At 28.7% G+C, this 12,283-nt stretch carries 11 protein-coding genes; all 11 read right to left on the bottom strand.

Annotation, left to right across the window (positions count from 1 at the left end):
* Positions 1-127 precede the first annotated feature (127 nt).
* A complete protein-coding gene (yqeK, locus tag BCB68_RS04810) occupies positions 128-694 on the bottom strand; it encodes a bis(5'-nucleosyl)-tetraphosphatase (symmetrical) YqeK (protein ID WP_094079746.1) in 567 nt (188 codons plus the stop codon).
* Between the two features lie 9 nt (positions 695-703).
* Complete coding sequence (locus tag BCB68_RS04805) at positions 704-2,314, bottom strand: CTP synthase (protein ID WP_094079745.1); 1,611 nt, start codon at positions 2,312-2,314, stop codon at positions 704-706.
* Between the two features lie 253 nt (positions 2,315-2,567).
* On the bottom strand, positions 2,568-3,551 hold the full coding sequence (locus BCB68_RS04800; RefSeq protein WP_094079744.1) for a class II fructose-bisphosphate aldolase: 984 nt from the start codon (positions 3,549-3,551) through the stop codon (positions 2,568-2,570).
* Positions 3,552-3,656: 105 nt separating this feature from the next.
* Positions 3,657-4,388 (bottom strand): GH25 family lysozyme, encoded by a 732-nt coding sequence (locus tag BCB68_RS04795; RefSeq protein ID WP_237048714.1) that lies wholly within the window; start codon positions 4,386-4,388, stop codon positions 3,657-3,659.
* A 71-nt stretch (positions 4,389-4,459) separates the two neighbouring features.
* Entirely contained in the window at positions 4,460-5,731 is a 1,272-nt protein-coding gene (gene serS / locus BCB68_RS04790) for a serine--tRNA ligase (RefSeq protein WP_094080780.1), read from the bottom strand.
* Positions 5,732-6,630: 899 nt separating this feature from the next.
* Positions 6,631-7,659 (bottom strand): tetraacyldisaccharide 4'-kinase, encoded by a 1,029-nt coding sequence (gene lpxK / locus BCB68_RS04785; RefSeq protein ID WP_094079743.1) that lies wholly within the window; start codon positions 7,657-7,659, stop codon positions 6,631-6,633.
* Positions 7,660-7,681: 22 nt separating this feature from the next.
* Positions 7,682-8,590 carry a DNA-binding protein WhiA gene (gene whiA, locus BCB68_RS04780; protein WP_094079742.1) on the bottom strand — a complete coding sequence of 303 codons (909 nt, stop codon included), beginning with the start codon at positions 8,588-8,590 and terminating at the stop codon, positions 7,682-7,684.
* A gap of 21 nt (positions 8,591-8,611) precedes the next feature.
* Positions 8,612-9,427 carry a toxin-antitoxin system YwqK family antitoxin gene (locus BCB68_RS04775; RefSeq protein ID WP_094079741.1) on the bottom strand — a complete coding sequence of 272 codons (816 nt, stop codon included), beginning with the start codon at positions 9,425-9,427 and terminating at the stop codon, positions 8,612-8,614.
* 164 nt (positions 9,428-9,591) lie between these two features.
* Entirely contained in the window at positions 9,592-10,122 is a 531-nt protein-coding gene (locus BCB68_RS04770) for a cell division protein SepF (RefSeq protein WP_237048713.1), read from the bottom strand.
* 12 nt (positions 10,123-10,134) lie between these two features.
* A complete protein-coding gene (locus tag BCB68_RS04765; protein WP_237048712.1) occupies positions 10,135-10,824 on the bottom strand; it encodes a YggS family pyridoxal phosphate-dependent enzyme in 690 nt (229 codons plus the stop codon).
* A 68-nt stretch (positions 10,825-10,892) separates the two neighbouring features.
* The gene (hemW, locus tag BCB68_RS04760; protein WP_094079740.1) at positions 10,893-12,140 is read right to left on the bottom strand and encodes a radical SAM family heme chaperone HemW; all 1,248 of its coding nucleotides are present in this window, start codon (positions 12,138-12,140) and stop codon (positions 10,893-10,895) included.
* Positions 12,141-12,283: the final 143 nt, after the last annotated feature.

Here is a 12,283-nt window from a genome sequence, read left to right as displayed (position 1 = left end):
TTTAAGTAATTTAAGTTAAATAATATATAAATATAATAAGTTATATATAAATAAAAATAAAAAGTTACTCAAAAATATAAAATTTTTAAATAACTTTTATTTTAATTTTTTTAAATTCTTAAAGTTTTTATTTTAAAATAGAATTTCTAAATTTAATAATATTTGGATGAATAACCGAATCTCTCTCAAGTAAATATTCTAATTTTCTGTCAATTTCAAATTTTATTGCCAAATCTAAATCTTCTTTTGCCAATTTTCTTGCAGTTTCTACACCATCCCAATCTCTTTTTTCTTCAATCGCATCAGCCAAATAAATAATTTTAGGCAAAGTTGTCATATTTTCGCTGCCAATTGTGTGATATTTTATCGCAGAAAAAATGTCATCGTCGTCAACTTCAAATAAATCATAATTTTTTGCGACAAACTCAGCTCCTGCAAATCCGTGTAAAATCGCATTTGTCCAAAAAATCTTATTTTCAATCTCAGGATATTTTCCACGAACCAAATCAAGCATTCTAGGTATTTCAAAAAATTTTGCCACATCGTGAAGAATCCCAGCAGTTTCAGCTTTTAATGGATCCGTTCCATATATTTTTGATAATTCAACTGCACATTTTGCCACTCTTTCCACATGATTATATCTTTTTTCGTCCAAATATTTTTTTACATTTTTTCTAATTTTTTGAATATTCATAATTTTTTCCTACTTTCCTTCGATTTTTTTTATAGCGGCTTTTATCCAGCCAGTAAATAGTGGATGAGGTCTATTTGGTCTGCTTTTAAACTCAGGGTGATATTGACAAGCCACAAAATAAGGATGATTTTTTATTTCCACAACTTCCACATATTTTCCATTTGGAGATAATCCCACAATATCCATTCCCGCTTTTTCAAATTCTTCTCTGTAAGTATTATTAAACTCATATCTATGTCTATGTCTTTCAGCGATTTCAGTATTCCCATAAACTTGTGCCGCAATACTGTCATTTTTTAAAACACATGGATAAGCCCCAAGTCTCATAGTCCCTCCCATATCCTCAATTCCTTCTTGTTCTTCCATAAGGCTAATTACAGGAGTTTTTGTGTCTTTGTCAAATTCTGTCGAAGTTGCATCTTTATACCCAAGCACATTTCTCGCAAATTCTACACAAGCCATCTGCATTCCCAGGCAAATTCCTAAAAACGGTATATTATTTTCTCTTGCATATTGAATTGCATCTATTTTTCCACCAATCCCTCTATCTCCAAATCCTCCAGGAACCAAGATTCCAGCATACTTTGAAAGCGATTTTACATCAAAATCTCCAGCTTTCAAATAGTCAATTTCTACTTTTGTATCAAGATTAAATCCAGCGTGTTCTATTGATTCATGAATACTTATATAAGCATCTTTTAATTCCACATATTTTCCGACAACCACAACTTTTATTGATTTTTTAGGATGTTTAAATTTATCTACCATTTTACTCCATCCTTCTAAAGACGGTTTCTTATTTTCTAAATTAAAATGTTTACAAATCACATCAGCAAGTCCTAATTTTTCCATTGTCAATGGAATTTCATAAAGGCTTTTGGCATCTTCTGACTCAATCACGGCTTCTTCATCAATGTCACAAAAAATAGAGATTTTTTTCTTAATATTTTGATCTACTGGATGTTCACTTCTCACAACTATAACATCAGGTGCAACTCCAAGTCCTTGCAATGTTTTTACACTATGCTGAGTAGGCTTTGTCTTAAGCTCTCCTGCCGCTTTTAAATAAGGTAGCAAAGTCACATGAATATAAGCGATATTTTCTCTTCCAGCTTCTCTTTTCCACTGTCTAATAGCTTCAATAAACGGATCACTTTCAATATCTCCAATTGTTCCGCCAATCTCAGTAATTACAAAATCTGCACCAGTTTTTTCTCCTGCAAGTTTTATATTTCTTTTAATTTCATCGGTAACATGAGGAACTGTTTGAACCGTACCTCCTAAAAAATCTCCTCTTCTTTCTTTTTCAATAATTCTTGACATCACTCTTCCAGAAGTAAGATTATTATACTGTGTAAGATTTTCATTGATAAATCTCTCATAATGTCCCAAATCCAAGTCAGTTTCCGCACCATCTTCAGTAACAAAAACTTCCCCGTGCTGATAAGGACTCATTGTCCCTGGGTCCACATTTAAATATGGATCAAATTTTTGAATTGTCACTTTGTATCCTCTCTCTTTCAAAAGTCTACCAAGCGACGACGCAACAATTCCTTTCCCAAGCGAAGAAACAACACCACCTGTAACAAATATATATTTTGTGTTTCCTTTTACTTTCATTTTTCCTCCTTAAATTATAATTATTGCTATTATTATTTTAGTATTACACTTAATATTAATTTTATTTTTTATTTTATTTATCAGTCTTTTTATTTATTAATTATAAATATTTTACAAAAAAAAGATGAAAAAAAAATTTTCATCTCACTTTAAAGAATCAATGCAAATTTATATGAAAAAGTTAGTAAATTAATAAAAATTACACTAACTTTTCCTTTTTGAATTAATTTTTTAATTTTTTTAATTAAAATTATTATCTTGCAGAACCTGCTTTGTAAGCTCCATCAGATCCAAATACATTTTTGATTTTATCTTTGTAATAATCTCTGATATAGTCTTTAGCTGGTCCTAAATATTTTCTTGGGTCAAATTCTTTAGGGTTTTTAGTAAATACTTCTCTAACTCCTGCAGTAAATGCTAATCTTCCATCAGTATCTACATTAATTTTAGCTACTGCTGATTTAGCGGCTTTTCTCAATTCAGAATCAGGTATACCAATTGCGTCAGCTAATTCTCCACCATATTCTTTAATCATTTTTACGAATTGTTGAGGTACTGCTGAAGAACCGTGTAATACGATTGGGAATCCAGGGATTCTTTTTTCGATTTCAGCTAAGATGTCTAATCTTAATTTAGGATCTTCACCTGGTTTAAATTTGTGAGCTCCGTGAGAAGTTCCAATTGCGATTGCTAATGAATCAACACCAGTTTTAGATACGAAATCTTCAACTTCTTCAGGTTGAGTATAAATGTGTTCAGCTGCTTTTACATCGTCTTCAATTCCAGCCAAAACTCCCAATTCAGCTTCAACTGTTACATCGTGTTGGTGAGCAAAATCAGCAACTTTTTTAGCTTCTGCAACATTTTCATCATATGGGTGGTGAGAACCATCATACATTACTGAAGAGAATCCATATTCGATACAGTCTTTAGCTTCTTCAAAGTTTGGACCATGATCCAAGTGTAATGCTACTGGTATGTCAGATCCTGCAGCTTTAACATAAGCTGTTGCAGCTTTAGCAATCCAAGGTAACATTTCTTTACCGATATATTTTCTAGCTCCTGTAGAAACTTGTAAAATTACTGGAGAACCAGTTTCAACAGCTGCTTCAATAATACCTTGCAATTGTTCCATGTTATTGAAGTTAAATGCTGGAACTGCATATCCTTCTTTGTTTGCTTTAGCAAACATTTCTTTAGTGTTTACTAACCCTAAATCTTTAAAATGATATTTCATTTTTTTTGCCTCCTAAATATTTTAATTAATAAATTAATTTTCCACTTATATGTTACCAAATTTTTTTATAAAAATCAATAATTAAAATAAAATAATTTTTATTTTTTAATTTAATTTACTGTCTTCTATCAATCTCTCCACCGTAATCCCTTTTCTTAAAACATTTTTGTCAGTAAAACCAGGTATTCCTTCGACTCTTCCCTTTTTAGAAATTTGCCAAATTACCCATCTATCATCTTCCACTATTCTCGGATAATACTTGTAATCCGTTATCCAAAGCTTATTTTGCAAGAATTCTCCTTTTATGTAACTGTTATATGTCTTGTAATTCACATAAAAAATCACTTTTTTTTGATAATAATTTTCTAGTTTTTGTATCATTTTTTTCAATTCTGGCAAAACTTCACTCTTTTTATATTTTTTTGTGGAGATTTCTAAATCTATAATCGGCGGTAAAGTCCTGTTTGAATAGGGAACTTTGCTTATATAAAAATCTGCTTGGGCTTCTCCACCACTTGTCATAGTAAAAAAATGATACGCTCCCACTGTAAATCCATTTAATCTTGCGTTATTCCAATTATATGAAAAATCCGAATCCAAAAAATTTTGCCCCTCTGTCGCTTTTAATACGATAAATTTATATTTTTTGTCAACCCTTGTCCAATTTACTTTGTCCTGATGATGGGAAATATCAAGCCCCTGAATATTATGTCCCTTAAATAGAGCAAGTGCTTCATTGTGATTCAAATATCCACACCATTCTAAAAAAACTACTATTCCTCCAAAGATTATCACAACAACCAAAAATTTCAAAATATTGAATATAATTTGTTTCATGATTTTCCTCCTTTTAACTTAATTCACGAATTTTAATCATTTTTTTATGACAATCTTAAAGAAATATTTTTTTACTTAATAACTGTCATTCCACCCATGTAAGGTACTAAAACTTCAGGGATTACAATACTTCCGTCAGCTTGCTGATAATTTTCCATAATTGCAAGTAATGTTCGTCCAACTGCAAGTCCTGAACCATTTAATGTATGTACAAAATGACTTTTTTTCGTCTCTTTATCACGATATTTAATCATAGCTCTTCTTGCTTGGAAATCTTCTGTATTTGAGCAAGATGAGATTTCTCTATATTTATTTTGACTAGGCACCCAAACTTCTAAATCATAAGTCTTAGCAGCACTAAATCCTATATCTCCACTGCAAAGTGAAATCACTCTATATGGTAAATTCAATTTCTGCAAGATTTTTTCTGCACTATTTACCATTGATTCAAGTTCGTCATAAGAAGTTTCAGGTTTTACAATTTTTACCATTTCAACTTTATTAAATTGATGTTGACGAATTAGTCCTTTTAAATCACGTCCACCTGAACCAGCTTCTTTTCTAAAACAAGCTGTATATCCGCAGTAATGTTTAGGCAATTCTTCTTCATCTAAAATTTCTCCATTATGTAAATTTGTAAGCGTTACTTCTGCTGTTGGAATTAAATACATTTCTTCCCCTTCGATTTTATAAGCATCTTCAGCAAATTTAGGAAGTTGTCCAGTTCCAATCATCATTTCTTTTTTTACAAGCTGTGGCGTGAAAATTTCTTCAAAATCCTCTTCTTGAGTGTGAACATCAATCATAAAAGCAATTAACGCTCTTTCCAATCTAGCAGCCGCATTTTTATAAACTGTAAATCTTGAACCACCAAGTTTCGCACCTCTTTCAAAATCTAAAATTCCAAGATTAACTCCCAATTCATCGTGAGATTTTATTTCAAAATCAAATTCTCTTGGAGTTCCCCATTTTCTAATTTCAACATTGTCGTCTTCGTCGTTTCCAATTGGCGTATCAGGACTTAGTTTATTTGGAATTGTATAATTCAATAAAAGCTGTTTTTCATCATTTTCAGCCAATTTTTGGTCCAATTCTTTTATTTTTGCGCTCACTTCCTGCATTCTTGAAAGCAGTTCGACCGTATCTTTTCCCTCTTTTTTGTATTTTCCAATTAATGAACTTGATTCGTTTCTCTCTTTTTTTAGCATTTCCACTTCTTGCAATAAATTTCTTCTCACTTCATCATATTTTAAAAGTGCATCTAAATCAAAATCACTTTTTCTATTTTTTAAAAATTCTTTTACTTTATCCGAATTTTCACGGATATATCTCATTTCTAGCATCTTTTTCCCTTTCTCTATTTTTTTACTTGTTTTTTTTATTTTTTTATTTTTATGTTTAAATAAAATTATATAATATTTTTTACTTTCTGATAATTCTTCAAAATTATAATTTTTTTCAAAATTTATTTTTTTCACATTTCGGATCTCATATTTTTCTATAATTTTGTCAAAATTTTCCACATAAATTTTTTTATAAAGCATAGAAATTTCATTTTCCAAAAAATATTTTATATTTTTTTCATCTTCAAAATCCAAAAAACAGAATTGCGACTTTGTAAAATAATTTAAAATATTTTTTAAAATCTCTTCCACAAAAAATCTTATATTTGAATATTTTTCGCCATTTTCAAGAACAATTTTTTCAACCATTTTTTCTGCAAAAAAAGTTTTTATAAATTTATTTTCATCAGCCGAAACAAATGAAAAATTATATAAAATTTCAAAAAATTTTTTCTTATTTTTGTAAAACATTTCGTTTCCAAGTTTTAGTGCATGAATGCTCTCCCTGTTAAAAAGACTTCTAATAAAACTATCTTCCAATTTTTTAGCTTCGATTTTAGACTGTCTTTTTACATTTTTTTCTTTTTCCAAAAATGTGTTCTCAAATTCACTTTTTATATTTTCCAAAACTTTTTCATCTTTTTTTTCATTTTCACAATAAATATAAGCCATCTCAAGTATAAAAGATGGCTCTTTACGAACAATCTTAAAATTTTTGTCCAAAATAAAATATTTTCTTTTTTCAAAACGATTTTTATGTTCCAAAATAAATTGTGAAAAACTTTTTATCTCCAAAACTTTCTCCTTCCAGTTTTTTAGTTTTTAGTTTTTTTATTTTTTTGTTTTTTTATCTAATTTTTTTCTCTATTTTATTTATTGTTTTTTTATTTTTTATAATTTTAAAAATCTTTTTTCAAATCAAATTTCATTTTTAAAACAAGCAAATTTTCTATATTTTTATCAATTTTAACGGCATCTTTTTCCGTCGTTACAATAAAATCATAGTTTTTACTCTTCTTCTCAATTTCTGCAAAATCTTCAGAGCTATACAAATGATGATCTGAAAATTTAATTTCATCCACATTTTTTGGTGCCAAATTTTTTATCGTCTTGTAAAAAATCGCAGGATTTGCAATAGATGAAAAAATTAAAATATTTTTATTTTTTATAATATTTTTAGAAATTTTATTTTTTTTATTTTCAAAATTTTTATTATTTTCACTATTTATTTTACCAAATTTTTCATCATTTTCAAAATTTAATTTGTAAAAATAATCACTTTCAAAGGAAGCAAAAAAAATTTCTTTTCTATATTTTTTTATTTTCTCCAAAATTTTTAAGATTTCATTTTTTTTAACATAATTACTCTTAGTGATAATTATTTCATCCGCACGATTTAGCGCATCTATCGACTCCCGAAGCCTTCCTTTTGGCAAATACTTCCCATTCCCAAAAGGATTCGTCGCATCAATCAAAACAATATTTTCATCCTTCAAAAGTTTTCTGTGCTGAAATCCGTCGTCCATAATAATAACTTCAACACTACAATTTTCTTTCAAAAATTTTGCACCTTTGTATCTGTCTTTTGACACAACTACTGGAACTTTAAAATTTTCAGCGTGAAAAAACGCTTCATCTCCAGATTCTTTTGAAGTGCAATAAATTTTCTTCTCATCACGTACCAAAAGCAAATCCGTCTTTCTCTTGCCTTTATAACCTCGGCTCAAAATCCCAACTTTCATATTTTTTTTTAAATATTCATTCACAAAATATTGCACAGCTGGAGTTTTCCCCGTTCCTCCCGCAACAATATTTCCGATACAAATCACTTTTACTCCGTCAACTTTTTTAGATTTCAAAATATTTAAATCAAAAAGTTTATTTCGTAAAAATACTATAAATCCATATATCATTGATAATAATTCCAATTTTTTCTCCAATTTTAAGAATTTAATAATTTAATAAATCTTTATACATCGTCTCAATTCTTCGAAATCTATTTTTTATTCCAGATTTTGAAATATTCATCAAATCTGCAAGTTCCTGAAGTGAGAGTTCTTCATTTTCCAGCCGTGCCTTTGCCGTTTCCTGCAACACATTTGAGAGTTCAGCTAAACCTATTTTTTCGTCAATGTATTTTATCATTTTTATTTGTTTTTCTGACGCCGAGATTTTTTTTGTTTCATTCGCAATTTCCCAGTTCATATTTCTGTTAATTTTATTGCGAATCTCTTTATTTATCGTAACTTCTTCAAATGCAAAAAACGAATTTACTGCTCCTGTCAAAAAAATTATGTCCAAGATATCTTCCGAATTTCTCAAATAAACAATTTTTTTCTCTTTTTTTTCAGTTTTTGAAAATTTTTTCCCCATCTCGCTAAATAAATTAAATAAAAAGTTTGAAAAATCTTCGCTGTCTAAAAAAAAGTCCAATGCATAAGATTTTTCAGGAGCTTTTATATAACCGCAACTAAGAAAAGCGCCTCGAATCACTCCTGCAATTTTTTCTTCATCTTCAACATTTTTTGCTGAACAATTTTTACAAGAAAATAGCTTTTCAAAAAAACTTTTATACTCTTTTTCATTTTGCTTTGTGGGAATCAATATTATCCTATATGTTTTCGAGAACAATTGACGCTTGCTTATGATATATTTTAACTGAATATCTAAATTTGTAACTTTTCTCAAATTTGAGTAAACCCTTTTGGCAAATGAAACATTTTCTGTGCTAAAAAAAAGCCCATTTTCCAAAATCGCATTTTTTGAAGCAAGTATTCCAAATAGTTCTGCAAAAACCACTTCATTTTTCTCATTTTCCAAACCCAGTATTTCCCTTTTTAAATTTGCTGAATATGACATTTTTTTTCCTTTTTTTAATTTTTAATGATTTACAGTTCTCGAATTTCCAGCTTTGTCATAGTAAGTCCAAGTTCCAACTCTTCTTCTTCCATTAAGATTTCCAGTAAATCCAACTGCCCCATTTGTATAATAGCCTTTTAGAGTTCCAGCTCCATTATTTAAATTTGCTTCGTAAAATAAATTTCCATTTTCGTAGTAAACCTTCATCAAACCATTAACTTGATCATTTTGATAATTAATTTCCGAAACTTTTGTACCATTTACTTTCCATTCAGTAAACAATCCGTTTTTATAGCCTCCTGCATAAGTTCCTTGCGATTTTTTAGAACCATTTTCATAATATTCCATCCAAGTTCCAGTCATCTTTCCATTTTGATATTCTCCAACTGTTTCTTGACTTCCAGTTTTTCCATAATATGAATAATATCTTCCGTTTAATTCATCGTTAGCATATTGGTATCTCTTCCACAATTTTCCATTTTCGTAGTAAACTAGCCACTCTCCTTCTTTTTTTCCATTTGTATACCTTCCTGTCGTATATTGATTTCCATTTGCATAATATTCAGTGTAATTACCATTTAGAACACCGTTAGCCGTATTGACAACAAGTCTTCTTCCACCTTCATCCATAATTCTGTACTCTCCGCTTCCAACGAGCTGATAAGTTGCTCCATTAATTCTTTTGGCATCTTCTGGACCAATACCTGTAACATTAGATAAGTTTACTTTCCCAAAACTAATACCATAATTTGCAAAAACATCTTTACCATAAGAAATGGCTGACATGGTCATGAATCCCACAATAAATAACATCTTTTTCTTATTTATTCTTTTCATAGTTACATCTCCTATTTTTTTTATTTAATATTCAAATATTCTTTTTACATTATAACAAATTTTTCTATTTTTTAAAAATTTTTTTTAAATTAAAAAGAACTATTTCTAATAATTACAAAATAGAAATAATTCTTTTTATGAAACGAATCAAAAGAAATTTATGACTATAAATAATTGCTATCTTTAGAGTCTTCACCTAGTGAAGCATCAATATCTTCATAATCTATTCCAACTGGAATCGAAGTCAAAACTTTATCTGTAACTTTTGATAAGTGTGCATTCATAGCATATGCTGCTCCACTTACAAAATCTATTACTCTTTGTCCCACTTCATATTCTAAGAATTCCAAACTGAATGTTACCACTTTATTTTCTTTTATCGCATCTGCAATAAGTCTTGAATCTTCAAAAACTTTTGGTCTGATTATTGAAACATAACTAACTTTTGTAGCTGATGCCATTTCTGCTGCCATCTTTGTACTCTCCTCCTTCTTATTTCCTACACCAAAAATACTACCTATACCTTTTTTTTCTTCATTAGGTTTATCCTCTTTAAAAATCGGTTTTGGCTTTGGTTGCTGCTGTGTTTTTGGATTTTCTACCTCTTTATTCTCTTCTGCCGATTGTTCCAATTCTTCATCGTCATCTTCAATGTCATCCCCAAAAAATTCCATTAATTTTCGTTTTAGTCCCAAAATTCTAACCTCCTATTCAAATAATTTGCTTCCAATTCTGATTATTGTTGTACCATTTTTTAGAGCAATTTTATAATCATTTGACATTCCCATTGAAAGCTCTGTCAAATAATCATATTTTTTTGAAAATTTTTCTCTCAATTCTTGCATCTTTTTAAAATAACTATCAATTTCACAATCTGTCGCCAAAAATGGTGCCATCGTCATAAAACCTATTATTTTTACATTACCTTGTGAAAAATATTTCTTGTAATTCTTTTCAAAATCGTCGATATAAATTCCTGCTTTTGACTCTTCTTTTGAAACATTGATTTGCAGAAGTCCATTTACAATTTTTCCGTGTTCAGTCGCCTTTTTATTGATTTCTAAAAGTAAATCATATGAATCTATGGAATGTATCAAATTTACGCTATCAATTATATACTTTATCTTATTTTTTTGCAATCTTCCAATAAAATCCCATTTGATACCATTGTTACCAATTTCATTTAATTTATCCCGATAAAGTTGCGCTCTATTTTCTCCGAAATAATTGTATCCCATTTTGACAATTTCTTTGTGCTGACAAACATCAAAGTATTTGCTGACAAACAAAAGTTTCACTTTTCCTGGATTAGAAGAGTATTTTTTTATATCTTCCAAAATTTCGTTGTAATTTTTTTTTATTTTTTCACAATCAAGTTTTATTTCTTTTTTTTCCATTTTTTTGCTCCTATTTTAAAAATCAAAGAATTTTTGTTATCTATAATTATTTTATTATAACCTTTTTTTTAAATAAATTCAACAAATACATTATTTGCCAAAAAAAGTCCTTTTTTTGTCAATTTTATTCTTTTTTCATAATTTTTAACAAAATTTTTTTTATTTTTAAATTTTATTTTTTCATTTTTTTCAATAAAAAACTCTTCAATCAATCCATTTTTTATAAGTTTTTCAACTTTTTTGGCATCTTTTTCACTATAATTTACCCCTTCTTCAATAAGTCTTAAACCCAACATTTTTTTCAATTTTTCTTTTTCAAAATCATCAATTTTTTCAATTGTATTTTCATCAATTGGAAATTTCTCATCATCAATCAGATTATAATATTTCTTAAAAGTCCGCACATTACTATGCCTATTATCGTCAAAATAACTAGCTGCACTCATTCCAACGCCAATAAATTTCTGATTTCGCCAATATTTCAAATTATGTCTTCCCGCATTTTTCTGCATTTTTCTTAAATCTTCAAATTTTTTTATTTCATTAATTTCAACATCTTTATCTTTGTCGTCAATTCTCGCAAAATTAGAAATTTCATACTGGCAATATCCATTTTTCTCAAAAAAATCAATAATTTTCTCATACATTTCCGCTTCCAAATCCTGATCAATTTCGGATAAAATACCCTTTTGCAGCTTACTCCAAAAAACCGTTCCTTCTTCCCAAATAAGCGAATAAATCGAAACATTTTCAGGCTTTAATCCCTGCAAAATATCAAGATCCCTTTGCAAATCCTCAAGACTTTGATTAGGAATCCCGAACATCAAATCCACCGTAATATTGAAAAATCCTGCCTCTCTTGCCATTTTATAAACATTTATTGCATCATCAGAACTATGCTGCCTTCCAATAAATTTTAAAACATGATCTTGAAAACTTTGAATTCCAATACTTAGTCTATTTATTCCACTTTCTCGAATTTTTTTCAATTTCTCAAAAGTCATATCCGTTGGATTCAATTCCAGCGTAATTTCAGCATTTTTAGACCAGTCAAGTTCATTTAATATTTCGCTTATCATTTCAACAGGCAGCAGAGAAGGCGTTCCTCCACCAAAATAAATTGTATCATATTTAATTTTTGGATACATTCTAATTTCTTTAATCAAATAATCCGTATATTTTCTATATTCTTCTTCCATTCTCACAAATGTGCAAAAATCACAATATTCGCATTTTTTACTGCAAAATGGAATATGAATGTATATTGCATCAATATTTTTTTCCTTCGATGCTTTAATATTTTTTACTTCAATCATTATTTTTTTACCTTTTTTAAATTACTTAATATATTTTACCATATGTAAGATGTGATTTCAAACTTTTTGCATTAATATCTTAATAAAAATTACAAAATTTCAGATAAAACAAAAGGGAGAAATACAACTCCCTTTTTAACCTT

It is taken from the genome of Leptotrichia sp. oral taxon 498, from assembly GCF_002240055.1.
Classification (GTDB): Bacteria; Fusobacteriota; Fusobacteriia; order Fusobacteriales; family Leptotrichiaceae; genus Leptotrichia; species Leptotrichia rugosa.
This window is presented reverse-complemented; position numbering and strand designations above follow the sequence as displayed.